Here is a 25,693-nt window from a genome sequence, read left to right on the forward strand (position 1 = left end):
CACCGCCCTGTCGCCGAAGTGCCATCATACGGTACGAAATACCGGAAAATAACGTCGGAATCGGGGTATAGCTGCCAGACGATACACGTTGCCATGCCTTGGTGAACACTAATTGTATGTTTGTAGCTTGCCAACGGGCGCCGGAGCATTAAGCTGAGCGCCGTTTTTGCCTTTCGGAGTGCCCCATGTCCCGTCGTTTGCCGCTGATCCTGCTGCTTATTGCCCTGCCGTTATGGTTGGCCGCCAGTTATGGTGCCCGTTACGGTTTTATGGAGGATGGCCGGTGGGTGGGTATCTGCGTCGATGAAGCCAGTCGCTGGGAATGCCAGTTGCGTTCCAACCTGGGGTTGATGATTCATTTCAAAGTGTTGGGTTGGGCGGCGTTGACGGTGTCGGTGCTCGCGTTCTTTGTGCCGGGTCGCGCGGGGTGGGGGTTGGCGGTGCTGGCAATGCTGTTCGGGCTGCCGGCGTTGGCGTTGTATAACACGACGTTTGCGGTATTTGCGGTGGTGATTGCGGGGCTGCGGTTGGTCAGGGCATCTCGCGCCGTTTGATAGAGCGGGTAGCGAGCAAGCCCGCTACCCCCTATTGGCCGGCTTGCCCGCGAAAGCGGGCCTAAGCCTGGCGAACCCGCAAGCAACGCCACAGAGCTGCAACCATCAGCACGCTGACCACGGCCCAACCCCAAGCCTGCTGGTTCAACACACCTTCGCGATAAAGCTGCGGCGCAATGCCGGCTCCGATGATGAACGCCAGCAGGGCAATCTCCCTGCGCGGCCCGGTCACCGGGCGAGCCAGATACACCAGGGCCGGCACCACCAGTGCCGCACTCGGAAAGCTGCGATAACGTGGGTCGAAGACCAGCGCCAGCATCATCACCGCCCCGGCAAACCCGGCGATTGCCATCAGCCAGCCCGCACGCTGTTCCAACCAATTGAACGCACGGGCTCGCCAACCTTCCCGTGCACTGAGGGCCAGCGCCGCGTGAGTCAGTACCAGCAGGTTCAGTATCACCAGCAAGCCTGCCCACACCCATTCGTCATTGAAGCGCGCGGTTACTCGGGTCAGTTCCGCCCAGGTGCCGATGGAGCAGGCCGCGATGGCACCGAGTAACGGCAGCAGCAGTGCGGAGCGCGTGCTGCGAACGCGCCCACCCAGGATCAGGGTGCCCAGCAGGATGACCCCGCCAGCGCCCAGCCATAGCGGCCAGTACGGCACATTGCTGACGGGCCCGGCGAGAATGCCTTTGTCCTGGCGATCGGCATCGAACAACCCCCAGTAACCGCCGACCGCGCCTTCACTGGCGCGCTTCCACGGCTGGTCAAATGCTTCGATCAGGTTATAACGCCAGCCATTGGCCTCGGCCATGGCCACAAAACCGCGCATGAACTTCGCCTCGTTGACCCGGCTCGGCACTGCCGTTTCACGCTGACGGCCTTCACTGGGCCAACCGGTTTCGCCGATCAGCACATCTTTGGGGGCGAACTTGTTGCCGAAGGTCTGGCGTACATCACCTACATGCTTGAGTGCCTGATCGATGCCGGAAGGGTCATCTTCCCAGTACGGCAGCAGGTGAATGGTCAGGAAGTCCACGGCCGGGGCGATTTCCGGGTGTTTCAGCCAGAACTCCCAAACGTCGGCGTAGGTGACCGGCTGCTTGATCCGGCTTTTGACTGTATGGATCAGCGCGACCAGTTGCTTGGCCGTGACTTCCTTGCGCAGCAGGGCTTCGTTGCCGACGATCACCGAGGTGACCACGTCGGGGTTGGCGTTGGCTGCGCTGATCAGTTCATTGATTTCTTTTTCAGTGGCCACCGGGTCACTGCTGACCCAGGCGCCGGCCATTAACTTCAGCCCGTGCTTGCGCGCCATATCCGGCAGGGCTTCCAGCCCGGTCATCGAGTAGGTGCGGATGCATTCGAAGCGCGTGGCCAATAGCGCCAGGTCGGCGTCCATGCGCTCGGGGCGTAACGTGAACGGCTGGTCGAAGGGCGATTGGTCTTTGTCGAACGGGGTGTAGGACGCGCATTGCATCTTGTGGCTGGCGCTGGCGACATCCGGCAGCACTACGGGCCGACCAAGGCCATACCAATAGCCGGCAATGGCGAGCAAGCCGAGGAGCAAAGCGAAAAAATAGGGAAGGGCAGGAAAGCGGGCAGTCGCGGGCATGGTCAGCTTATCTGGGGAGCAAAGGCGCGCATCTTACCCCGATTTCGCCCATTCCAGTGGGCTGCATACTTTTGACATGCAAAGTTCGGGCGGGATTTTGACGCCAAGCACTACAAAACGTCCTACTGGCTATGTGATGTCGTTTCTTGCTTGCACAAGGTCGCTGACAGAGCAGGTCGAACACCCCGGCAGGTTGATGATCGAAGCGTCAGCACTCCACTGATGCCGCAACATCCGGATCGATGCGCGTGAAGGGCGCGCGGCGCACTGCATAACAACACAACAGGTTGATGTCGCTCGGCATCCGTCGGGCGCAGCACTTTCGGGGAAGTATTATGAAGATGCGACGACTCTTGGGCGCAGCTGCCACTCTGGTAGTTGCGATGAGCTCCACACTGGCCAGCGCCGACAGCAAAACCCTGAGCATCGGCTATGTGGACGGTTGGTCCGACAGCGTTGCCACGACCCATGTGGCGGCAGAGGTGATCAAGGCAAAACTCGGTTACGACGTGAAACTGCAAGCCGTTGCCACTGGGATCATGTGGCAGGGCGTCGCCACCGGCAAGCTCGACGCCATGCTCTCCGCCTGGCTGCCTGTGACCCACGGTGAGTATTGGGCGAAGAACAAAGACAAGGTGGTCGACTACGGCCCCAACTTCAAGGATGCGAAGATCGGCCTGATCGTACCGGAGTACGTCAAGGCCAAGTCCATCGAAGACCTCAAGACTGACACGACCTTCAAGAACAAGATTGTCGGCATCGATGCCGGTTCAGGCGTGATGCTCAAGACCGACGAGGCCATCAAGCAATATGGCCTGGACTATAAGCTGCAAGCCAGCTCGGGCGCGGCGATGATCGCCGAGCTGACCCGTGCCGAAGACAAGCAGGAATCCATTGCCGTCACCGGATGGGTGCCGCATTGGATGTTCGCCAAGTGGAAACTGCGCTTCCTGGACGATCCAAAAGGCGTTTATGGGGCTGCTGAAACCGTCAACAGCATCGGCAGCAAGGACCTTGAGAAGAAAGCGCCGGAAGTCGCGGCTTTCCTGAAGAAATTCCAGTGGGCCTCCAAGGACGAAATCGGCGAAGTCATGCTGGCGATCCAGGAAGGTGCCAAGCCTGATGCCGCGGCCAAGGACTGGGTTGCCAAGCACCCTGAGCGTGTCGCCGAGTGGACCGGTAAATAACGCCCCTCTTTGACGCAACCCCGGTGGGAGGGGGCTTGCCCCGATAGCGGTATGTCAGTCGCTGATGATCTGACGGGTCCATCGCTATCGGGGCAAGCCTCCTCCCACATTTATTTCGCACCCCCGCAAATCTTTCTGCACCCCCGCAAACCCTCGCTACACTCCCTCTAATACTAAGGTCGTCTGGCACCTGTTCCAGAGCCGCATACAGTGGATACGTTCCAATAATAAAAAGCTGTGCTGCGAGGATAAAAACAATGAACGACAGCATTTACCTCTCGATTCAAAACAGCCCGCGCTTCAAGGAGCTGGTGAGAAAAAGGGAAAGGTTCGCCTGGATTCTCTCGGCGATCATGCTTGGGCTTTACTCCGCTTTCATCCTGTTGATTGCCTATGGGCCACAAGTACTGGGGGCCAAGATCAGTCCTGGTTCCTCGATTACCTGGGGCATCCCCCTGGGCGTCGGATTGATTGTGTCCGCTTTCATCCTGACCGGCATCTATGTGCGCCGGGCCAATGGCGAATTTGACGACCTGAACAATGCGATTCTCAAGGAGGCTGCGCAATGATCCGGCGTCTATTGGCAGTATTCGGTGCTTCGCTGTTTGCTCCGGCTGTTTGGGCGGCCGATGCATTGACGGGTGAAGTGCACAAGCAACCGCTGAACATCTCGGCCATCGTGATGTTTATCGCATTTGTCGGTGCCACTCTGTGTATCACTTACTGGGCGTCCAAGCGCAACAAGTCGGCGGCGGACTACTACGCGGCCGGCGGCAAGATCACCGGATTCCAGAATGGCCTGGCGATTGCCGGTGACTATATGTCGGCTGCCTCGTTCCTGGGGATTTCCGCGCTGGTCTACGCCTCCGGTTATGACGGGCTGATCTACTCGATCGGTTTCCTCGTGGGCTGGCCAATCATTTTGTTCCTGATCGCCGAGCGCTTGCGCAACCTGGGCAAGTACACCTTTGCCGACGTAGCGTCCTATCGCCTGGGCCAAACCCAGATCCGCAGCCTGTCGGCCTGCGGCTCGCTGGTGGTGGTGGCGTTCTACTTGATCGCGCAGATGGTGGGCGCGGGCAAGCTGATTCAATTGCTGTTCGGCCTGGATTACCACGTGGCGGTGATCCTGGTGGGTATCCTGATGTGCCTGTATGTGCTGTTCGGCGGCATGCTGGCGACCACCTGGGTGCAGATCATCAAGGCGGTGCTGTTGCTGTCCGGTGCCTCGTTCATGGCGCTGATGGTGATGAAGCACGTCAACTTCGACTTCAATACACTGTTCTCCGAGGCGATCAAGGTTCACCCCAAAGGTGAAGCGATCATGAGCCCCGGCGGCCTGGTAAAAGACCCGATCTCCGCCTTCTCCCTTGGTCTGGCCCTGATGTTCGGGACCGCCGGCCTGCCGCACATCCTGATGCGCTTCTTCACTGTAAGCGACGCCAAGGAAGCGCGTAAGAGTGTGCTGTATGCCACCGGCTTCATCGGCTACTTCTATATCCTGACCTTCATCATCGGCTTCGGCGCGATCCTGCTGGTCAGCACCAACCCGGCGTTCAAAGATGCGGCAGGTGCCTTGTTGGGTGGTAACAACATGGCGGCGGTGCACCTGGCCAATGCGGTGGGTGGCAGTATCTTCCTGGGCTTCATCTCGGCCGTGGCCTTCGCCACCATCCTGGCGGTGGTTGCCGGCCTGACCCTGGCCGGTGCGTCGGCGGTGTCCCACGACCTTTACGCCAGTGTGATCAAGAAGGGCAAGGCCAACGAGAAAGATGAGATTCGCGTGTCGAAGATCACCACGGTGGCCTTGGGTGTCCTGGCGATCGGCCTGGGTATCCTGTTCGAAAGCCAGAACATCGCGTTCATGGTCGGCCTGGCGTTCTCCATTGCCGCCAGCTGTAACTTCCCGGTACTGCTGCTTTCCATGTATTGGAAAAAGCTCACTACCCGTGGCGCGATGATCGGCGGGTGGCTGGGTCTGATCAGTGCTGTCGGCCTGATGATCCTGGGCCCGACCATCTGGGTCTCGATCCTGCACCATGAAAAAGCCATTTTCCCGTATGAATACCCGGCGCTGTTCTCGATGATCATCGCGTTCATCGGCATCTGGTTCTTCTCCATCACCGACAAGTCGGCGGCGGCAGAAAAAGAGCGTGCACTGTTCTTCCCGCAGTTTGTACGTTCGCAGACTGGCCTGGGGGCGAGTGGGGCGGTGAGTCATTGAGGCGGCTGCAAGCTGCAAGCTACAAGCTGAAAGGTAGAGGCAACACAGTTTAGGGAGATACCCCTGTCGAGAGGCAGGGGTATTTTTTCGCTTGAAGCTTGAAGCTCATAGCTTGCAGCTCACTAAATCCCAGCCCAAAAAAAACGGCCTCATCAAGAGGCCGTTTTTATTGGGCTGGGATTTAGTGCCGATCTTCCAGCTTGGTAATGTCACGCGACTCGTAGCCGGTGTAAAGCTGGCGCGGGCGGCCAATCTTGTACGGGCTGGAGAGCATTTCTTTCCAGTGGGAGATCCAGCCCACGGTCCGCGCCAGGGCGAAGATCACGGTGAACATGCTGGTTGGGATGCCGATCGCCTTGAGGATGATCCCCGAATAGAAGTCGACGTTCGGGTACAGCGAGCGCTCGATGAAGTACGGGTCGGTCAAGGCAATCTCTTCCAGGCGCATGGCCAGTTCGAGTTGCGGATCGTTCTTGATGCCCAGTTCCTTCAATACTTCGTCGCAGGTCTGCTTCATCACGGTGGCGCGCGGGTCGCGATTCTTGTAGACGCGGTGACCGAAGCCCATCAACTTGAACGGATCGTTCTTGTCCTTGGCCTTGGCGATGAATTTGTCGATGTTCGAGACATCGCCGATTTCATCGAGCATGGTCAGTACGGCTTCGTTCGCACCGCCGTGGGCAGGGCCCCACAGTGCGGCGATACCGGCGGCGATACAGGCGAACGGGTTGGCACCCGAAGAACCGGCCAGGCGTACGGTAGAGGTGGAGGCGTTTTGCTCGTGGTCGGCGTGGAGGATGAAAATCCGGTCCATTGCCTTGGCCAGCACCGGGCTGATCGGTTTGATCTCGCACGGGGTGTTGAACATCATGTGCAGGAAGTTTTCCGCGTACGACAGGTCGTTGCGCGGGTACATCATGGGTTGACCCATGGAGTACTTGTAAACCATCGCTGCCAGGGTCGGCATCTTGGCAACCAGACGGATCGCGGAGATTTCGCGATGCTGCGGGTTATTGATGTCCAGGGAGTCGTGATAGAAGGCCGACAGGGCGCCGACCACGCCGCACATGACCGCCATCGGGTGGGCATCGCGACGGAAGCCGTTGAAGAAGGTCTTCAGTTGCTCGTGAACCATGGTGTGGTTCTTGACGTTACTGACAAACTTGGCTTTCTGCTCGGCGGTTGGCAATTCGCCATTTAGCAGCAAATAGCAGGTTTCCAAGTAGTCCGACTTTTCAGCCAGTTGCTCGATCGGGTAGCCCCGATGCAGCAAGATGCCATTATCCCCATCGATGTAGGTGATCTTCGACTCGCAAGAGGCGGTCGACATGAAGCCTGGGTCGAATGTGAAACGGCCCGTGGCCGTCAGGCCCCGTACGTCGATTACATCGGGACCAACGGTGCCGGTTAAAATGGGCAGCTCGACGGGGGCTGCGCCCTCGATGATCAACTGCGCTTTTTTGTCAGCCATGTGGCCTCCTATTTATGCTTCAAATCATCAGACAGACCCCCCACGCAGGGCCCGCACCACTATAGTGAGATAAATTCAGATGTCAATTTGCCTAAAGTCTTGCTCCAGAAGGCTTTAACCATACTTTTTCGTGGAAATTGACTGCCATTTACGCCTTTTATCCGGTTAAAGCAATGCGCTATTCGGGTGAGGAGTGCGCGTTGTCATTAGTAACCTAACTGTCTATACTCGGCCTCCGACCGCCAGGGGCTTTTGGGCCTGATTTGATGGGGGTCGCATCCCTGGGTGGTGGTTACCTGACCAGTGCACTCCCCAACAACTTTGCCCTGATTGTTAGGGGCTCTTCAGTGTGAAAAAAAGCCGTGAATAGCCAACGACCTGTAAACCTAGACCTAAGGACCATCAAACTCCCCATCACCGGCGTTACGTCGTTCCTGCACCGTGTTTCCGGCATCATCCTGTTCCTGGGCTTGGGCATCATGCTTTATGCATTGAGCAAATCCCTGGGTTCCGAGGAAGGATACGCCGAGGTGAAGGCATGCTTGACCAGCCCGCTGGCCAAGTTCGTAGCATGGGGCCTCCTGTCCGCTCTGCTTTATCACCTGGTAGCCGGTGTGCGCCACTTGATCATGGATGCGGGTATCGGTGAGACGCTGGAAGGCGGCCGCCTGGGCTCGAAAATCATCATCGCCATTTCCGTGGTGCTGATCGTTCTGGCAGGAGTTTGGATATGGTAACCAGCGTTACGAACCTTTCGCGTTCGGGCCTCTATGACTGGATGGCGCAGCGTGTGTCTGCGGTCGTTCTCGCGGCTTATTTCATTTTTCTGATCGGATACCTCGTCGCGAATCCAGGCATCAGCTATGAGCAATGGCATGGCCTGTTTTCCCACAACGCGATGCGAATCTTCAGTCTGCTGGCCCTTGTAGCCCTGGGCGCTCACGCCTGGGTCGGCATGTGGACCATCGCGACCGACTACCTGACGCCGATGGCGCTGGGCAAGTCCGCGACCGCAGTACGTTTCCTCTTCCAGGCAGTATGCGGCGTCGCGATGTTCGCTTACTTCGTCTGGGGTGTGCAGATTCTTTGGGGTATCTGATTCATGGCTAACATTCCAACTATTTCCTTCGACGCCATTATTATCGGCGGCGGCGGTGCGGGCATGCGCGCAGCGCTGCAACTGGCCCAGGGTGGTCACAAGACTGCCGTGATCACCAAGGTGTTCCCGACCCGTTCCCACACCGTATCGGCCCAGGGTGGCATCACCTGCGCCATCGCTTCCGCCGATCCGAACGATGACTGGCGCTGGCACATGTACGATACCGTCAAGGGTTCCGACTACATCGGTGACCAGGACGCTATCGAGTACATGTGTCAGGAAGGCCCGGCTGCGGTGTTCGAACTGGACCACATGGGTCTGCCGTTCTCCCGTACCGAGCAAGGCCGTATCTACCAGCGTCCGTTCGGCGGTCAGTCGAAGGATTACGGCAAAGGCGGGCAGGCTGCCCGTACCTGCGCCGCTTCCGACCGTACCGGTCACGCGCTGCTGCACACCCTTTATCAGGGCAACCTGAAAGCCGGTACCACGTTCCTGAACGAGTACTACGCGGTTGACCTGGTCAAGAACGCCGACGGTGCATTCGTTGGCGTGATCGCCATCTGCATCGAAACCGGTGAAACCACCTACATCCGCGCCAAGGCGACTGTTCTGGCGACGGGCGGTGCAGGCCGGATCTACGCTTCGACCACCAACGCACTGATCAACACCGGCGACGGCGTTGGCATGGCGCTGCGTGCCGGCGTGCCGGTGCAAGACATCGAAATGTGGCAGTTCCACCCGACCGGTATCGCCGGTGCCGGTGTACTGGTTACAGAAGGTTGCCGTGGTGAAGGTGGTTACCTGATCAACAAGCACGGCGAGCGTTTCATGGAACGTTATGCTCCGAACGCGAAAGACCTGGCGGGTCGTGACGTAGTTGCTCGCTCGATGGTCAAGGAAATCATCGCCGGCAACGGCTGTGGCCCGAATGGCGACCACGTGCTGCTCAAGCTCGATCACTTGGGCGAAGAAGTGCTGCACAGCCGTCTGCCAGGTATCTGCGAGCTGTCCAAGACCTTTGCTCACGTTGACCCGGTGGTTGCTCCGGTTCCGGTTGTTCCGACTTGCCACTATATGATGGGCGGCGTGCCGACCAACATTCATGGCCAGGCGATCACCCAGAATGCCGAAGGCCAGGACGAGATCATCCATGGTCTGTTTGCCGTAGGCGAAGTGGCTTGCGTATCGGTACACGGTGCCAACCGCCTGGGCGGTAACTCGCTGCTCGACCTGGTGGTATTCGGCCGTGCTGCCGGCCTGCACCTGGAAAAAGCCCTGACCGACGGTATCGAGTACGACGACGCGACCGACGCCAACATCGAGGCCGCCTTGGCGCGCCTGAACGCTCTGAACGCGCGTACCGATGGCGAAGACGTGGCTACCCTGCGTCGCGAGCTGCAAAGCTGCATGCAGAACTACTTCGGTGTATTCCGTACCGGCGAATACATGCAGAAGGGTATTGCCCAGTTGGCCGACCTGCGCAAGCGTATCGCCAACGTCAAGATCAACGATAAGAGCCAGGCGTTCAACACCGCTCGTATCGAAGCCCTTGAGCTGCAAAACCTGCTGGAAGTGGCCGAAGCAACTGCAATCGCCGCCGAGGTTCGTAAAGAATCCCGTGGTGCCCACGCCCGTGAAGACTTCGAAGATCGCGACGACGAAAACTGGTTGTGCCACACCCTGTACTTCCCAGGTGACAAGCGCGTAACCAAGCGTGCCGTTAACTTCTCGCCGAAGACGGTTCCGACGTTTGAACCGAAGATTCGGACTTACTAAGGGTGGCTGCCATGTTGAAAGTCAGTGTTTATCGCTACAACCCTGATCAGGACGCCGCGCCGTTCATGCAGGAATTCCAGGTCGATACCGGTGGTAAAGACCTGATGGTGCTGGATGTATTGGCACTGATCAAAGAGCAGGACGAAGGTTTCTCGTATCGTCGCTCTTGCCGTGAAGGTGTATGCGGTTCCGACGGCATGAACATCAACGGCAAAAACGGTCTGGCGTGTATCACGCCGCTGTCCGCCGTGGTTAAAGGCAACAAGCTGATCGTTCGTCCTCTGCCAGGTTTGCCGGTTATCCGTGACCTGGTCGTTGATATGAGCATCTTCTACAAGCAATACGAGAAAGTTAAGCCGTTCCTGCAGAACGACACGCCGGCTCCGGCCATCGAGCGTCTGCAGTCCCCGGAAGAGCGTGAAAAGCTCGACGGTCTGTACGAGTGCATCCTGTGCGCTTGCTGCTCGACTTCGTGCCCGTCCTTCTGGTGGAACCCGGACAAGTTCCTGGGTCCAGCCGCTCTGCTGCAAGCGTACCGCTTCCTGGCAGACAGCCGTGATACCAAGACGTCCGAGCGTCTGGCTTCACTGGATGACCCGTTCAGCGTATTCCGCTGCCGCGGGATCATGAACTGCGTCAACGTATGTCCCAAAGGCCTGAACCCGACTAAGGCCATTGGTCACATCCGTAACATGCTGCTGCAAAGCGGCGTGTAAGCGACGTTGTAGCAAAGCAGGACCGTTGTGCCCGTAGATGCTGCGGCGCAGGCTTCAACCGGCGCCGTAGTTTTAACCTGAGCAGCGACTTACAAGGTCGCGGCTCTTATTTTGAAGAAATGAGACAAGCAGGGGCATCCGGGTTGGTACCCGGACTATCAGCGTGATCCTAAGTGGCTTGTTTTGGTCGCTGCACTCGGCCTTTTGCAAGCAGACTCGGTGTCTTCGCCGGTGGTGTCCCCTAACCGAGGGTGACCAAGCATGCAAGAAAGCGTGATGCAGCGCATGTGGAACAGCGGCTATCTTTCAGGTGGTAACGCTGCCTATGTGGAAGAGCTTTATGAGCTCTACCTGCACGACCCTAACGCTGTGCCAGAAGAATGGCGCACCAAATTTCAGACGTTGTCTTCAGACGGCAACGCTGCCACCGATGTATCGCATGCAACAATTCGCGATCAGTTTGTGCTGCTGGCAAAGAACCAGCGCCGCGCCCAACCGGTTTCCGCCGGCAGCGTGAGCAGTGAGCACGAGAAGAAGCAAGTTGAAGTACTGCGACTGATCCAGGCTTACCGGATGCGTGGCCACCAGGCGGCCCAGCTTGACCCGCTGGGGCTCTGGAAGCGTCCTGCACCTGCTGACCTGTCGATCAATCATTACGGCTTGACCAATGCCGATCTTGATACGACCTTCCGTGCCGGCGACCTGTTCATCGGCAAAGAGGAAGCGAGCCTACGCGAAATTCACGAAGCGTTGCAGCAGACATATTGCCGCACCATCGGCGCTGAGTTTACGCACATCACCGATTCCGAGCAGCGCCAGTGGTTCCAGCATCGTCTGGAAGGTGTGCGTGGCCGTCCGGTGTTGTCCGCCGATGTCCGCAGCCACTTGCTGGAGCGCGTGACCGCAGCTGAAGGTCTCGAAAAATACCTGGGCACCAAATACCCAGGCACCAAGCGTTTCGGCCTGGAAGGCGGCGAAAGCCTGATTCCTATGCTCGACGAACTGATCCAGCGTTCCGGTTCCTACGGCACCAAGGAAATCGTGATCGGCATGGCTCACCGTGGTCGCCTGAACGTGTTGGTCAACACCTTCGGCAAGAACCCGCGTGAGCTGTTCGACGAGTTCGAAGGCAAGAAGAAGGTCGAGCTGGGTTCCGGTGACGTTAAATACCACCAGGGCTTCTCGTCCAACGTGATGACCACCGGCGGTGAAGTTCACCTGGCCATGGCGTTCAACCCATCCCACCTGGAAATCGTTTCTCCAGTGGTCGAGGGTTCGGTGCGCGCCCGTCAGGATCGTCGTAACGACTCCACCGGTGAGAAGGTCCTGCCGATTTCCATCCACGGTGACGCGGCATTCGCCGGTCAAGGTGTGGTACTGGAAACGTTCCAGATGTCGCAGACTCGCGGCTTCAAGACCGGCGGTACCGTTCACATCGTCATCAACAACCAGGTGGGCTTCACCATCAGCAACCCGTTGGACGCGCGTTCCACCGAGTACGCCACCGACGTTGCCAAGATGATCCAGGCGCCGATCCTCCATGTGAATGGTGATGATCCGGAAGCCGTGCTGTTCGTGACCCAGCTCGCGATCGACTACCGCATGCAGTTCAAGCGTGACGTGGTCATCGACCTGGTTTGCTACCGCCGTCGCGGTCACAACGAAGCGGATGAGCCTAGCGGCACCCAGCCGTTGATGTACCAGCAGATCACCAAGCAGCGCACCACCCGTGAACTGTACGCCGACAGCCTGATCAAGGCCGGTGTGGTTGACGATGCGCGTGTTCAGGCGAAAGTCGATGAATACCGCAACGCACTGGATAACGGTCTGCATGTAGTAAAAAGCCTGGTCAAAGAGCCGAACAAAGAACTGTTCGTTGACTGGCGTCCGTACCTGGGCCACGCCTGGACTGCGCGTCACGACACCTCGTTTGATCTGAAAACCCTGCAGGAACTGTCTGCCAAGCTGCTGGAAATCCCGGAAGGCTTCGTGGTGCAGCGCCAGGTTGCAAAGATCTACGAAGACCGTCAAAAGATGCAAGCCGGTGGCCTGCCGATCAACTGGGGTTACGCTGAGACCATGGCGTACGCGACCTTGGCGTTCGAAGGTCACCCGATCCGCATGACCGGCCAGGACATCGGCCGTGGTACGTTCTCGCACCGTCACGCGGTATTGCACAACCAGAAAGACGCGGGCACCTACATTCCGTTGCAGCACCTGTACGAAGGCCAGCCACGTTTCGACCTGTACGATTCGTTCCTGTCCGAAGAAGCCGTACTGGCATTCGAATACGGTTATTCCACCACCACGCCAAACGCGCTGGTGATCTGGGAAGCCCAGTTCGGTGACTTCGCCAACGGTGCCCAGGTGGTGATCGACCAGTTCATCACCAGCGGTGAGCACAAGTGGGGCCGCCTGTGCGGTCTGACCATGTTGCTGCCACACGGTTATGAAGGTCAGGGTCCGGAGCACTCTTCGGCCCGTCTGGAGCGTTACCTGCAGCTGTGCGCCGAGCACAACATTCAGGTGTGCGTGCCGACTACCCCGGCCCAGATCTACCACTTGCTGCGTCGCCAGGTGATCCGCCCGCTGCGCAAGCCGCTGGTAGTGCTGACCCCGAAATCGCTGTTGCGTCACAAATTGGCCATCTCGACCCTGGAAGATCTGGCCGATGGTTCGTTCCAGACCGTGATTCCAGAAATCGACACCCTGGACGCCGCCAAGGTCACTCGCCTGATCCTGTGCAGCGGCAAGGTTTACTACGATCTGCTGGAAAAGCGCCGTGCCGAAGGCCGCGAAGACATCGCCATCGTGCGTATCGAGCAGCTTTACCCGTTCCCGGAAGACGACCTGATGGAGGCCATCGCGCCTTACACCAACCTCACCAATGTGGTGTGGTGCCAGGAAGAGCCGATGAACCAGGGCGCGTGGTACAGCAGCCAGCATCACCTGCGTCGCAGCATCGGTAACCACAACAAGGCCCTGGGCCTGGAATACGCCGGTCGCGATGCTTCTGCTGCGCCTGCGTGTGGTTATGCGTCGATGCACGCCGAGCAGCAGGAAAAACTGCTGCAAGATGCTTTCACTGTTTAACGCCTTCGCGCTGACTGAAACCGAATTTTAAGGACCCACAGATAATGGCTATCGAAATCAAAGCCCCGTCATTCCCGGAATCGGTTGCCGATGGCACCGTTGCCACCTGGCACAAGAAACCAGGCGACGCTGTAAAGCGTGACGACCTGATCGTCGACATCGAGACCGACAAAGTCGTTCTGGAAGTGTTGGCTGAAGCTGACGGCGTGCTGGGCGCGATCGTTGCTGAAGAGGGCGCTACCGTCCTGTCGAACCAGGTCCTGGGCTCGATCGAAGAGGGCGGCGCTGCTGCACCTGCTCCTGCCGCCGCCGCTGCACCTGCCGCCTCGGCTCCAGCTGCCGCTCCGGCTGCCGGTGCTGAAGACCCGATCGCTGCACCGGCTGCGCGTCAGCTGGCTGAAGAAAACGGCATCAACCTGGCTTCCCTCAAAGGCACCGGCAAAGACGGCCGTGTGACCAAGGAAGACGTGGTTGCTGCTGTTGAAGCCAAGAAGAACGCTCCGGCTGCCGCACCTGCCAAGGCTGCTGCCCCGGCCGCCGCTGCTCCAGTGTTCGCTGCCGGCGATCGCACCGAGAAGCGCGTACCGATGACCCGCGTGCGCGCCACCGTGGCCAAGCGTCTGGTTGAAGCACAGTCGAACATGGCGATGCTGACCACGTTCAACGAAGTCGACATGACCGAAGTCATGGCCCTGCGTTCGAAGTACAAGGACCTGTTCGAGAAGTCCCACAACGGCGTACGCCTGGGCTTCATGTCGTTCTTCGTGAAAGCGGCCACCGAAGCGCTCAAGCGCTTCCCGGCGGTCAACGCGTCGATCGACGGCAGCGACATCGTTTACCACGGCTACGCGGACATCGGTGTTGCCGTTTCCAGCGACCGTGGCCTGGTAGTGCCGGTTCTGCGTAACGCCGAACTGATGAGCCTGGCTGAAATCGAAGGCGGCATCGCCACCTTCGGTAAGAAAGCCCGTGACGGCAAGCTGTCCATCGACGAGATGACCGGTGGTACCTTCACCATCACCAACGGTGGTACCTTCGGTTCGATGATGTCGACCCCGATTGTCAACCCGCCGCAAGCTGCGATCCTGGGCATGCACAACATCATCCAGCGTCCGATGGCCATCAACGGCCAAGTCGTGATCCGCCCGATGATGTACCTGGCGCTGTCGTACGATCACCGCCTGATCGATGGTAAAGAAGCCGTGACGTTCCTGGTGACCATCAAGAACCTGCTGGAAGACCCGGCTCGTCTGCTTCTGGATATCTAAAAAGCAGCTGCAAGTTTCAAGCTGCAAGCTCCAGGCTCAAAGCGGGCGATCGGTGCTTTCAACTTGTGACTTGCAGCTTGTAGCTTGCAGCTAAAATGGGAACCTTTTTATGACACAGAAATTTGACGTGGTAGTGATTGGTGCAGGTCCTGGCGGCTATGTGGCCGCCATCAAGGCCGCACAACTGGGCCTCTCGACTGCTTGCATCGAAAAATACACCGACAAGGAAGGCAAACTGGCACTGGGCGGTACTTGCCTGAACGTGGGTTGCATTCCTTCCAAGGCGCTGCTGGACAGCTCCTGGAAATTCCACGAAGCCCAAGATGGTTTCGCGATCCACGGTATCAATCACGCTGGCGTGACCATGGACGTGCCAGCGATGGTCGGCCGTAAAGCCAACATCGTCAAAGGCCTGACTTCCGGCGTTGCCACCTTGTTCAAGGCCAACGGCGTGACTTCCCTGCAAGGCCACGGCAAGTTGCTGGCTGGCAAGAAAGTTGAAATCACCAAGCCGGACGGCTCGGTAGAAGTTATCGAAGCCGAGAACGTGATCCTGGCTCCAGGTTCGCGTCCAATCGACATTCCACCGGCTCCGGTTGACCAGAAAGTGATCGTCGATTCGACCGGCGCTCTGGAATTCCAAGCTGTGCCTAAGCGCCTGGGCGTGATCGGCGCTGGCGTGATCGGCCTGGAACTGGGTTCGGTATGGTCCCGCCTGGGTGCTGAAGTGACTGTGCTGGAAGCCCTCGACACGTTCCTGCTGGCTGCCGACACTGCAGTGTCCAAAGAAGCGCTGAAAACCCTGACCAAACAAGGTCTGGACATCAAGCTGGGCGCTCGCGTGACCGGTTCGAAAGTCAACGGCGAAGAAGTTGTTGTCAACTACACCGACAAGGATGGCGAAAAGACCATCACTTTCGACAAGCTGATCGTGGCCGTGGGTCGCCGTCCGGTGACCACCGACCTGCTGGCGGCTGACAGCGGCGTGAACATCGACGAGCGTGGCTTCATCCACGTTGATGATCACTGCGCTACCACCGTGCCTGGCGTCTACGCCATCGGTGACGTGGTTCGCGGCATGATGCTGGCGCACAAGGCTTCCGAAGAAGGCATCATGGTTGTCGAGCGCATCAAGGGCCACAAGACCCAGATGAACTACGACCTGATCCCATCGGTTATCTACACCCACCCGGAAATTGCATGGGTCGGCAAGAACGAACAGCAGTTGAAAGCTGAAGGCGTTGAAGTTAACGTCGGCACCTTCCCGTTTGCCGCTTCCGGCCGTGCCATGGCAGCCAACGACACCGGTGGTTTCGTCAAAGTCATCGCTGATGCCAAGACTGACCGCGTATTGGGCGTCCACGTGATCGGCCCGAGCGCTGCAGAACTGGTTCAGCAAGGCGCGATCGGTATGGAATTCGGCACCAGTGCCGAGGACCTGGGCATGATGGTCTTCTCCCATCCGACCCTGTCCGAAGCGTTGCACGAAGCAGCGTTGGCTGTGAATGGCGGCGCCATCCACATCGCCAACAAGAAGAAGCGTTAAGCGAGATAATAAGAAACCACGGCGGAGTTGCCCGTCGTGAGCCTTGCGCGCAAGACTCACCGCGGAATATCCGCTGGACGCAGCCTTGCACAGCTTTACGGGCCTTGAGCCCTGCAAGCTGTGCAAGCAGCAGTCACAGGTGGCGCGGCACTCATAATGAGCGCAGCGCCGAATGCGCAGTACCTAACGAAGACGGTAAAAAGCATGAATCTTCACGAGTATCAGGGTAAGCAGCTGTTCGCTGAATACGGCCTGCCAGTTTCCAAGGGCTACGCAGTAGACACCCCGGAAGCAGCAGCAGAAGCTTGCGACAAAATTGGCGGCACTGAATGGGTTGTCAAAGCCCAGGTTCACGCCGGTGGTCGCGGTAAAGCGGGCGGCGTTAAGCTGGTTCGCAGCAAAGAAGACGCCAAGGCCTTCGCACAGCAGTGGCTGGGCAAGCGTCTGGTGACTTACCAGACTGATGCCAATGGCCAGCCAGTCACCAAGATCCTGGTTGAATCGTGCACTGATATCGCTAAAGAGCTGTACCTGGGCGCTGTCGTTGACCGTTCGAGCCGTCGCATCGTGTTCATGGCTTCCACCGAAGGTGGCGTGGACATCGAGAAAATCGCTCACGAAACCCCAGAAAAAATTCTGAAAGCCACTATCGATCCACTGGTTGGCGCTCAGCCATTCCAGGGTCGTGAGCTGGCTTTCCAGCTGGGCCTGGAAGGCAAGCAAGTTGCCCAGTTCGCCAAGATCTTCGTAGGTCTGGCCAAACTGTTCCAGGATCACGATCTGGCCCTGCTGGAAGTGAACCCGCTGGTGATCAAGGCTGACGGCGATCTGCACTGCCTGGATGCCAAGATCAACATCGACGCCAACGCCATGTACCGTCAGCCTAAGCTGAAGACTTTCCACGATCCGTCGCAAGACGATCCGCGCGAAGCGCACGCTGCCAAGTTCGAACTGAACTACGTAGCCCTGGAAGGTAACATCGGCTGCATGGTCAACGGTGCCGGCCTGGCCATGGGTACCATGGACATCGTCAACCTGCATGGCGGCAAACCAGCCAACTTCCTCGACGTAGGCGGCGGTGCCACCAAGGAGCGCGTTACCGAAGCGTTCAAGATCATCCTGTCCGACTCCAACGTCGCTGCAGTATTGGTCAACATCTTCGGCGGCATCGTTCGTTGCGACATGATTGCCGAAGGCATCATCGGTGCAGTGAAAGAAGTTGGCGTTAAAATCCCGGTTGTTGTTCGCCTCGAAGGTAACAACGCTGAACTGGGCGCTAAAGTACTGGCAGAAAGCGGTTTGAACATCATCGCGGCTACCAGCCTGACCGACGCTGCTCAACAAGTTGTCAAAGCTGCGGAGGGCAAATAATGAGCGTCCTGATCAATAAAGACACCAAAGTTATCTGCCAGGGTATTACCGGTTCGCAAGGTAGTTTCCACACCCAGCAAGCCATCGAATACGGCACCAAGATGGTTGGCGGCGTAACTCCGGGCAAAGGCGGTACCGAGCACCTGGGCCTGCCAGTGTTCAACACCGTGAAAGACGCTGTAGCTGCCACTGGCGCCACCGCCAGCGTGATCTACGTTCCAGCTCCTTTCTGCAAGGACTCCATCCTGGAAGCGGCATTCGGCGGCATCAAGCTGATCGTCTGCATCACCGAAGGCATTCCTACCCTGGACATGCTGGACGCTAAAGTTAAGTGCGACGAGCTGGGCGTAGTCCTGATCGGCCCTAACTGCCCAGGCGTGATCACTCCAGGCGAATGCAAGATCGGCATCATGCCAGGTCACATTCACTTGCCAGGTAAAGTCGGTATCGTTTCCCGTTCCGGCACCCTGACCTACGAAGCTGTCAAGCAGACTACTGACGCCGGTTTCGGTCAGTCGACTTGCGTCGGCATCGGTGGTGACCCGATCCCGGGCTCCAACTTCATCGACATCCTGAAGCTGTTCCAGGAAGACCCGAAGACCGAAGCGATCGTGATGATCGGTGAGATCGGCGGTTCGGCTGAAGAAGAAGCGGCTGCCTACATCAAGGCACACGTGACCAAGCCGGTTGTTTCCTACATCGCTGGTGTGACTGCCCCTGCTGGCAAGCGCATGGGCCATGCTGGCGCAATCATCTCCGGCGGCAAAGGCACTGCAGACGAGAAATTCGCTGCACTGCAAGACGCAGGTGTAAAAACCGTGCGTTCGCTGGCAGACATCGGCAAAGCCCTGGCTGAGCTGACCGGTTGGGCTGTCAAGTAAGCCTCGCGCTTAGCTGACGCTTCACCACACAAAGGCCACCTTCGGGTGGCCTTTGTGCGTTTAAGGGCAGTTGCAAGCTTTCAAGCTGCAAAGCCTGAGACTGCGCTCTTCCTTGCCGCTTGAAGCTTGCCACCTGCCGCTGTTCTTACAAGAACGCGACATTTGAATGTCGCTTATCGGACAGTCCGCCCCGCAACAGTGCGCTTGTCAGCCTAATTCTGTACTCTAGCCGCCTCTTTATGCGTCCGTATCCCAAAAGGAAGCTGCGCGCTAGGCCGGTCGGCTCCCATAAGGGCCGGCAGCATTTCCCTCATCCATAGGGAAGCCCTCTCTAAATTCCGATTCAGCAGTGTGGTATTTCCTCAAATGAAAGTGTTGAAAAGCCAGGATATCCTGGCGCTGGGCTTTATGACCTTTGCCCTGTTCGTGGGCGCGGGCAACATCATCTTCCCGCCTATCGTCGGCTTGCAATCCGGGCCTGGGGTCTGGGTCGCCGCTCTCGGCTTCCTGATCACAGCGGTGGGTTTGCCGGTGGTCACCGTGATCGCCCTGGCCAAGGTCGGCGGCGGCATGGACGCGCTGAGCAGCCCAATCGGCAAGATCGCCGGTGGCTTGCTCGCGGCGGCGGCGTATCTGGCGGTAGGTCCGCTGTTCGCTACCCCGCGCACCGCGACCGTTTCGTTCGAAGTAGGCCTGGCACCGTTGACTGGCGAAAGCCCGCTGGCGTTGTTCCTCTACAGCTCGGTGTATTTCCTGGTGGTGTTCTTCGTTTCCCTGTACCCAGGCCGACTGCTGGACACCGTGGGTCGTTTCCTGGCACCGCTGAAAATCATCGCGCTGGCCATTCTCGGCATCGCCGCGTTTGCCTTGCCGGCAGGTGATGTGGGCGTCGCTACGCCGGAATACGTCGCTGCACCGTTTTCCCAAGGTTTCATCAATGGTTACCTGACCATGGATACCTTGGGGGCGCTGGTGTTCGGTATCGTCATCGTCAATGCCATCCGCTCCCGTGGGGTGCAGTCGCCGCAGTTGATCACCCGCTATGCGATCATTGCCGGGTTGATTGCCGGAGTGGGCCTGGCGCTGGTGTACATCAGCCTGTTCCGCCTGGGGGCGGGCAGCCATGCCGTCGCCGCTGGTGCGAGCAACGGTGCTGCGGTGCTGCACGCTTACGTGCAATACACCTTCGGTTCCTTGGGCAGTGGCTTCCTTGCGGTGCTGATCTCGCTGGCCTGCCTGGTCACTGCTGTGGGCCTGACCTGCGCCTGCGCCGAGTACTTCAGCAAAATCCTGCCGTTGTCCTATAAGACGCTGGTCGTGATCCTGGCGCTGTTCTCGCTGTTCGTGTCGAATCTGGGCCTGACCAAGCTGATTGCGTTCTCGATCCCTGTGCTCACCGCGATCTACCCGCCGTGTATCGTGCTGGTGGCGCTGAGCTTCTGCAAAGGCTTCTGGCAGGAGCAGGGACGTATCGTTGGCCCGGTGATGCTGGTGTCCTTCATCTTTGGCTGCATCGACGCGCTTAAAGGCGCGGGCCTGGCGGATTGGATGCCCGCCCAACTGGCGCACCTGCCGCTGAGTGAGCAAGGTCTGGCGTGGCTGGTGCCGTCGGTGATGATCCTGGTCGTGGCTGTGGTGATTGACCGCATGCTCGGCAAGCGCAGCGAAGCCATCGCCTGACCCACAGGTTTCGCGCTGCACTGAAATGCCCCGTATCAATCGATACGGGGCATTTTTTTATGCGTTTGAGGCAACACCTTCTAGAGTTGAAACTCGGTAAGTGTGGCGGGCGGGCTCGTTTGCACATTTGACCGAGCTCTTCACATTCTCTCGTTTAACAGGACCCGCATGTCGTTCATCGAAACCAATCAGATCCACTTGCTTGCCGCCCTCTGGTTCATCCTGTGCTGGGGCGGCTATACCCGATACGCCACCTGGAAGGCCCGTGACACCGCGTGTCTGGCCAGCGTGCTGCATCTGTATCGTGAAGATTGGATGCGCCGCATGCTGCTGCGGGACAACCGCATTGCCGATGCCAGCGTGATCGGCAATCTGGAGCGCAATGCTTCGTTCTTTGCCTCGAGTACCCTGATCATTCTCGCCGGGATTCTTACCGTGCTGGGCGCCTCGGAGCGCGCGGTGTCGATGTTGGCCGACATTCCGATGGTGCAGCAGGCATCCCAGGGCATGTCGGAAATCAAGCTGTTGTGTCTGGCGCTGGTGTTTGTCTACGCGTTCTTCACCTTCAGTTGGTGCATGCGCCAGTACAATTTTGCAGCGGTATTGGTAGGATCGGCGCCGATGATCGGTGAGCGGGATGTGTCGGAGCAGGAGCGCAGGGCATTTGCCTTGCGGGCGGCAAGGGTGATTTCCATGGCTGCCAACCAGTTCAACTTCGGCCTGCGTTCTTATTACTTCGGTATGACCATGCTGGCCTGGTTTGTCAGCCCCTGGTTGTTCATGTTGATGAGCAGCGGGGTAGTGCTGGTCTTGTACCGCCGGGAGTTTCATTCAGACGTGTTGCAGGTGATGGTCTATACCCAGACCGATACGGCGACGCCTGAAGTCGCTAAAGAGGCAGTGTCTTAACCGGTAGTCGCGACTCAACTGCGTACCGCTAGGAAAAAACAGCAGACAAAGTAAAGCCCGCTATAAAAGCGGGCTTTCTTTATTGCTGCACTGCTGATTCAAACCAAGCGATTATTGCTTGGCGGGTTCTGCAGGTGCGGCAGGTGCTGCTTCTTTCGCGGCGGCGGCGTTCGATTCAGCCTGAGCTTTGGCAGCTTCGGCGTTTTCTTTCGCGGCGTCGTTCACTTTATCCTGTGCTTTAGCCATGTCTTTCTGAGCTTGCTCAGAATGGGCAGCAGCATCTTGGGCTTTGTCTTCGGATTTCTTGTCGCAGGCAGCGAGGCCGAGAGCAGCGGCCAGCATCATGGAAATAGCTAAAGTCTTGCGCATGGGGTGTTTCTCCTTATTGAAGATATCTACTGGCCTTTCGAGCCTAAGGGGCCACCATTAGTTCCTTTTATCCCACAGATATATAAAGCTTTTCTCCAAGGAACTTTCATCGCGAATCTTCATCCGCCGTATCCACATTAATAAGAGTCTGAACCCAATGACCGAAAACCCTTTGTCGGCACGCGCTACCCGCTTTGTTTCAGCGCTGCGCCATTGCCAAGTGCTCGGTGTGAGCGTGCATGCTGCCAGCGAGGAAGGCATGACCCTGATACTGCCCTACGGCCCGCACATCGTCGGTGATCCCCGCACTGGCGTGATACATGGCGGTGCGCTCACATCTTTGATGGACACTGCCTGCGGCTTGGCCACGCTGTGCGTATTGCCCGAGTTCGAGGTGTGCCCGACTCTGGACCTGCGTGTTGACTACATGCATCCCGCCGAGCCGCATAAGCCTGTGTATGGCTTTGCCCAGTGCTACCGGGTGACCACCGACGTGATTTTCACCCGTGGCTTCGCGTATCAGGACGACCCGCAGCAGCCAATCGCCCATGTAGTCGGTACTTTCATGCGCATGGGCAAGCGCCTCAAGGGCACACAAGGGCTGGGCAGTGCGATCAAGGGAGAGCAGGCATGACGCACCGATTCAAGACGCGTATCGAACAGGCGCACGCGCGCGGCGATTACGAAGCGCTGCTCGACCTGATTCCCTATGCCAAGTTGATCGGCATTGAATGCACGCGGTTGGGAGACGAGTTGCTGTTTCGCTTGCCCGCCAACAAGGACAACATTGGTAACCCGATATTACCGGCGCTGCACGGTGGGGTGATTGCCGGCTTTATGGAGCTGTCGGCCGCATTGCATCTGTTGGTATTCACCGGTGCGCCAGGCGTGCCGAAAATCATCGACTTTTCCCTGGATTATCTGCGCGCAGGCCAGTTTCGCGACACTTACGCCAAGTGCCAGGTGTGGCGCCAGGGCCGACGTGTGGCGAATGTGGCGATCACGGCCTGGCAAAGCACGCCGGCCGAGCCGATTGCCACCGCTCGGGCACATTTCAAGATCGAGGAAGTGGAGCGCTCTTGAAATCCTGGTCTTAGCCCCCAACTTTGATGACAACCCGCCGCCAACCCTCAAGGGCGCGGCCACTGCCATCCAATTGGAGTTTGATGACCATGAGTGTGGAAACTCAAAAGGAAACCCTGGGCTTCCAGACCGAGGTGAAGCAGCTGCTGCACCTCATGATCCATTCGCTGTATTCCAACAAGGAAATTTTCCTTCGCGAATTGATCTCGAACGCCTCTGACGCCGTCGACAAATTACGTTTCGAAGCCCTGTCCAAGCCGGAGTTGCTGGAAGGTGGCGCCGAACTGAAAATCCGTGTGAGCTTCGACAAGGACGCCAAGACCGTCACCCTCGAAGACAACGGTATCGGCATGAGCCGTGACGATGCGGTCACTCACCTGGGGACCATCGCCAAATCCGGCACCGCCGACTTCATGAAGAACCTGTCGGGCGACCAGAAGAAAGATTCGCACCTGATCGGCCAGTTCGGTGTGGGCTTCTACTCGGCCTTCATCGTCGCCGACAAGGTTGAAGTGTTCAGCCGTCGCGCCGGTCTCGATGCGAGCGAAGGCGTGCACTGGTCCTCCAAAGGTGAGGGCGAGTTTGAAATTGCCACCATCGAGAAGGCGGATCGCGGCACTCGCATTGTCTTGCACCTCAAGTCGGGTGAAGACGAGTTTGCTGACGGCTATCGCCTGCGCAATATCATCAAGAAGTACTCCGACCACATCGCTCTGCCGATCGAGCTGCCGAAAGAACAAGCAGCTGTCGAAGGTGAAGAGAAGCCTGCCCAGGAATGGGAAGTGGTCAACCGTGCCAGCGCCTTGTGGACCCGTCCTCGTACCGAAGTGAAGGACGAGGAATACCAGGAGTTCTACAAGCACATCGCCCACGATTACGAGAACCCACTGAGCTGGAGCCACAACAAGGTCGAAGGCAAGCTGGAATACAGCTCGTTGCTCTACGTGCCGGCCCGTGCTCCGTTCGACCTGTACCAGCGTGAAGCGCCGAAAGGCCTCAAGCTCTACGTGCAGCGTGTGTTCGTCATGGATCAGGCGGAGTCCTTCCTGCCGCTGTACCTGCGTTTCATCAAAGGCGTGGTCGATTCCAATGATCTGTCGCTGAACGTGTCGCGGGAAATCCTGCAGAAAGACCCGATCATCGATTCCATGAAGTCGGCGCTGACCAAGCGTGTGCTCGACATGCTGGAAAAACTGGCGAAGAACGAGCCTGAGAAGTACAAGGGCTTCTGGAAAAACTTCGGCCAGGTCATGAAGGAAGGTCCGGCTGAAGATTTCGCCAACAAGGAAAAAATCGCCGGCCTGCTGCGCTTTGCTTCCACCCAGGGTGAAGACGGCGAGCAAGTGGTATCCCTGGCCGAGTACCTGGCACGCGCCAAGGAAGGTCAGGACAAGATCTACTACCTGACCGGCGAAACCTACGCCCAGGTCAAGAACAGCCCGCACTTGGAAGTCTTCCGCAAGAAAGGCATCGAAGTGTTGCTGCTGACCGACCGTATCGATGAGTGGCTGATGAGCTACCTCAGCGAGTTCGACGGCAAGACCTTCGTCGATGTGGCCCGTGGTGACCTGGATCTGGGTAACCTGGACTCCGAAGAAGAGAAGAAAGAGGCCGAGGAAGTCGCGAAGGCCAAAGAAGGCCTGGTTGAGCGAATCAAGACTGCCCTGGGCGATACCGTCAGCGAAGTGCGGGTTTCCCACCGTCTGACCGACTCCCCTGCGATTCTGGCCATCGGCGAGCAGGACCTGGGCCTGCAGATGCGTCAGATCCTCGAGGCCAGCGGTCAGAAGGTTCCGGATTCCAAGCCGATCTTCGAATTCAACCCGGCTCACCCGCTGATCGGGAAGCTCGACGGCGAGCAGAGCGAAGAGCGTTTTGGCGACTTGTCGCACATCCTCTTCGACCAAGCAGCCTTGGCTGCTGGTGACAGCTTGAAAGACCCGGCAGCCTATGTGCGCCGACTGAACAAGCTGCTGGTTGAACTGTCGGTTTAACACCGTTGTAGAAAAACCCGCTTCGGCGGGTTTTTTCGTTCTCCTGCATCTCAACTGGAGTAAATGATGAGCCAAGTCACTGTGCGTTCCGTGGTCTATCAGATTGATGGCCAGTCTTATGAAAGCCGCCTGGCATTCGATGCCAGCCATAAGGGGCCGTTGCCAGGCCTGTTGATGGCGCCGAACTGGATGGGGGTGAGTGCGGGTGCTGAAGAGATCGCTAAAGCCGTTGCCGGCAAAGGCTACGTGGTCTTGATCGCTGACTTGTACGGGCAAGCCGTGCGTCCGTCGAACGGCGACGAAGCCGGCGCGGCGATGATGCCATTGAAGAATGATCGCCCGCTGCTGAACAAGCGCATGCAGGCGGCCCTTGAGCAACTGAAAGCGCAGACCGAAGCCGCGGTGGATACGTCGAAACTGGCGACTTTCGGTTTCTGCTTCGGTGGTTGCTGCTCCCTGGAGCTGGCACGCACTGGTGCGCCTTTGAAGGCGGCCGTGTCGTTCCACGGCACCCTCGATACGCCGAACCCAGCGGATGCGAAGAACATCAAGGGCTCGGTATTGGTGTTGCACGGTGCATCTGACCCGTTGGTGCCGAAAGAGCAGCTACCCGCGTTCGAAGATGAAATGAACGCGGCCGGGGTGGATTGGCAGCTGTTGAGCTACGGCGGCGCGGTGCATTCGTTCACCGACCCCCACGCCAATGTGCCGGGCAAGATGATGTACGACGCGAAGACCGCTGCCCGGGCTTTCCTGTCGATGCATAACCTGCTGGACGAAGTGTTCCAGCGGTAAATCTGCAGGGCTGTCCGACCTTGTCGGGGTGTGGGTACACACACAACTGCGGGGCGCGTACA

General features: G+C 58.3%; 22 protein-coding genes. 19 read left to right on the forward strand and 3 right to left on the reverse strand.

The window, feature by feature from the left end; all coding sequences use genetic code 11:
- The first annotated feature begins 185 nt into the window (after positions 1 to 185).
- Entirely contained in the window at positions 186 to 554 is a 369-nt protein-coding gene (locus tag M5B97_RS04395) for a hypothetical protein (RefSeq protein ID WP_248730849.1), read from the forward strand.
- Positions 555 to 615: 61 nt separating this feature from the next.
- Here the strand turns inward: M5B97_RS04395 and M5B97_RS04400 are convergent, their stop codons facing one another.
- The gene (locus M5B97_RS04400) at positions 616 to 2,169 is read right to left on the reverse strand and encodes a glycosyl hydrolase family 17 protein (RefSeq protein WP_248730850.1); all 1,554 of its coding nucleotides are present in this window, start codon (positions 2,167 to 2,169) and stop codon (positions 616 to 618) included.
- A gap of 335 nt (positions 2,170 to 2,504) precedes the next feature.
- Between M5B97_RS04400 and M5B97_RS04405 the strand changes: the two genes are divergently transcribed.
- From M5B97_RS04405 to M5B97_RS04415, 3 genes are all read left to right on the forward strand, one after another.
- Complete coding sequence (locus tag M5B97_RS04405) at positions 2,505 to 3,356, forward strand: glycine betaine ABC transporter substrate-binding protein (protein ID WP_123716784.1); 852 nt, start codon at positions 2,505 to 2,507, stop codon at positions 3,354 to 3,356.
- A 257-nt stretch (positions 3,357 to 3,613) separates the two neighbouring features.
- Positions 3,614 to 3,925: a DUF485 domain-containing protein gene (locus tag M5B97_RS04410; protein ID WP_003190001.1), complete on the forward strand. Its 312-nt coding sequence runs from the start codon at positions 3,614 to 3,616 to the stop codon at positions 3,923 to 3,925.
- The gene (locus tag M5B97_RS04415; RefSeq protein WP_123716785.1) at positions 3,922 to 5,580 is read left to right on the forward strand and encodes a cation acetate symporter; all 1,659 of its coding nucleotides are present in this window, start codon (positions 3,922 to 3,924) and stop codon (positions 5,578 to 5,580) included. The genes M5B97_RS04410 and M5B97_RS04415 overlap by 4 nt, the downstream gene beginning before the upstream one ends.
- 181 nt (positions 5,581 to 5,761) lie before the next feature.
- Here the strand turns inward: M5B97_RS04415 and gltA are convergent, their stop codons facing one another.
- Positions 5,762 to 7,051 carry a citrate synthase gene (gene gltA, locus M5B97_RS04420; RefSeq protein WP_123716786.1) on the reverse strand — a complete coding sequence of 430 codons (1,290 nt, stop codon included), beginning with the start codon at positions 7,049 to 7,051 and terminating at the stop codon, positions 5,762 to 5,764.
- Positions 7,052 to 7,413: 362 nt separating this feature from the next.
- Here gltA and sdhC point away from each other — a divergent pair, with 362 nt between their 5' ends.
- From sdhC to M5B97_RS04475, 11 genes are all read left to right on the forward strand, one after another.
- A complete protein-coding gene (gene sdhC, locus M5B97_RS04425) occupies positions 7,414 to 7,788 on the forward strand; it encodes a succinate dehydrogenase, cytochrome b556 subunit (protein WP_016979564.1) in 375 nt (124 codons plus the stop codon).
- Positions 7,782 to 8,150, forward strand: coding sequence for a succinate dehydrogenase, hydrophobic membrane anchor protein (sdhD, locus tag M5B97_RS04430; RefSeq protein WP_016974690.1), 369 nt, complete (start codon positions 7,782 to 7,784; stop codon positions 8,148 to 8,150). Before sdhC ends, sdhD begins: the two co-directional genes overlap by 7 nt.
- A 3-nt stretch (positions 8,151 to 8,153) precedes the next feature.
- Positions 8,154 to 9,926, forward strand: coding sequence for a succinate dehydrogenase flavoprotein subunit (sdhA, locus tag M5B97_RS04435; RefSeq protein ID WP_123716788.1), 1,773 nt, complete (start codon positions 8,154 to 8,156; stop codon positions 9,924 to 9,926).
- A gap of 11 nt (positions 9,927 to 9,937) precedes the next feature.
- Positions 9,938 to 10,642: a succinate dehydrogenase iron-sulfur subunit gene (locus tag M5B97_RS04440; protein WP_003172807.1), complete on the forward strand. Its 705-nt coding sequence runs from the start codon at positions 9,938 to 9,940 to the stop codon at positions 10,640 to 10,642.
- Positions 10,643 to 10,903: 261 nt separating this feature from the next.
- Entirely contained in the window at positions 10,904 to 13,735 is a 2,832-nt protein-coding gene (locus M5B97_RS04445) for a 2-oxoglutarate dehydrogenase E1 component (protein ID WP_134659914.1), read from the forward strand.
- Positions 13,736 to 13,779: 44 nt separating this feature from the next.
- On the forward strand, positions 13,780 to 15,003 hold the full coding sequence (gene odhB / locus M5B97_RS04450) for a 2-oxoglutarate dehydrogenase complex dihydrolipoyllysine-residue succinyltransferase (protein ID WP_134659916.1): 1,224 nt from the start codon (positions 13,780 to 13,782) through the stop codon (positions 15,001 to 15,003).
- Between the two features lie 109 nt (positions 15,004 to 15,112).
- Positions 15,113 to 16,549 (forward strand): dihydrolipoyl dehydrogenase, encoded by a 1,437-nt coding sequence (gene lpdA / locus M5B97_RS04455; protein ID WP_123716791.1) that lies wholly within the window; start codon positions 15,113 to 15,115, stop codon positions 16,547 to 16,549.
- Between the two features lie 204 nt (positions 16,550 to 16,753).
- Positions 16,754 to 17,920 carry an ADP-forming succinate--CoA ligase subunit beta gene (gene sucC / locus M5B97_RS04460; RefSeq protein ID WP_003233235.1) on the forward strand — a complete coding sequence of 389 codons (1,167 nt, stop codon included), beginning with the start codon at positions 16,754 to 16,756 and terminating at the stop codon, positions 17,918 to 17,920.
- Positions 17,920 to 18,801, forward strand: a complete 882-nt coding sequence (sucD, locus tag M5B97_RS04465) for a succinate--CoA ligase subunit alpha (RefSeq protein WP_003172813.1) — start codon at positions 17,920 to 17,922, stop codon at positions 18,799 to 18,801. The genes sucC and sucD overlap by 1 nt, the downstream gene beginning before the upstream one ends.
- A 366-nt stretch (positions 18,802 to 19,167) precedes the next feature.
- The gene (brnQ, locus tag M5B97_RS04470) at positions 19,168 to 20,481 is read left to right on the forward strand and encodes a branched-chain amino acid transport system II carrier protein (RefSeq protein WP_123716792.1); all 1,314 of its coding nucleotides are present in this window, start codon (positions 19,168 to 19,170) and stop codon (positions 20,479 to 20,481) included.
- 168 nt (positions 20,482 to 20,649) lie between these two features.
- The gene (locus tag M5B97_RS04475; protein ID WP_248730851.1) at positions 20,650 to 21,390 is read left to right on the forward strand and encodes a DUF599 family protein; all 741 of its coding nucleotides are present in this window, start codon (positions 20,650 to 20,652) and stop codon (positions 21,388 to 21,390) included.
- A 111-nt stretch (positions 21,391 to 21,501) separates the two neighbouring features.
- Here the strand turns inward: M5B97_RS04475 and M5B97_RS04480 are convergent, their stop codons facing one another.
- Positions 21,502 to 21,759, reverse strand: coding sequence for a hypothetical protein (locus M5B97_RS04480; protein WP_123716794.1), 258 nt, complete (start codon positions 21,757 to 21,759; stop codon positions 21,502 to 21,504).
- Between the two features lie 157 nt (positions 21,760 to 21,916).
- Between M5B97_RS04480 and M5B97_RS04485 the strand changes: the two genes are divergently transcribed.
- The 4 genes from M5B97_RS04485 (at position 21,917) to M5B97_RS04500 (ending at position 25,631) form a co-directional block, all read left to right on the forward strand.
- Positions 21,917 to 22,393: a PaaI family thioesterase gene (locus tag M5B97_RS04485; protein ID WP_134659920.1), complete on the forward strand. Its 477-nt coding sequence runs from the start codon at positions 21,917 to 21,919 to the stop codon at positions 22,391 to 22,393.
- Positions 22,390 to 22,842 (forward strand): PaaI family thioesterase, encoded by a 453-nt coding sequence (locus tag M5B97_RS04490; protein WP_134659922.1) that lies wholly within the window; start codon positions 22,390 to 22,392, stop codon positions 22,840 to 22,842. The genes M5B97_RS04485 and M5B97_RS04490 overlap by 4 nt, the downstream gene beginning before the upstream one ends.
- An 89-nt stretch (positions 22,843 to 22,931) precedes the next feature.
- Positions 22,932 to 24,836, forward strand: coding sequence for a molecular chaperone HtpG (gene htpG / locus M5B97_RS04495; protein WP_248730852.1), 1,905 nt, complete (start codon positions 22,932 to 22,934; stop codon positions 24,834 to 24,836).
- 66 nt (positions 24,837 to 24,902) lie between these two features.
- Positions 24,903 to 25,631 (forward strand): dienelactone hydrolase family protein, encoded by a 729-nt coding sequence (locus tag M5B97_RS04500; protein WP_248730853.1) that lies wholly within the window; start codon positions 24,903 to 24,905, stop codon positions 25,629 to 25,631.
- Positions 25,632 to 25,693: the final 62 nt, after the last annotated feature.

The sequence above is a fragment of the Pseudomonas sp. MWU13-2517 genome (genome assembly GCF_023242545.1).
Classification (GTDB): Bacteria; Pseudomonadota; Gammaproteobacteria; order Pseudomonadales; family Pseudomonadaceae; genus Aquipseudomonas.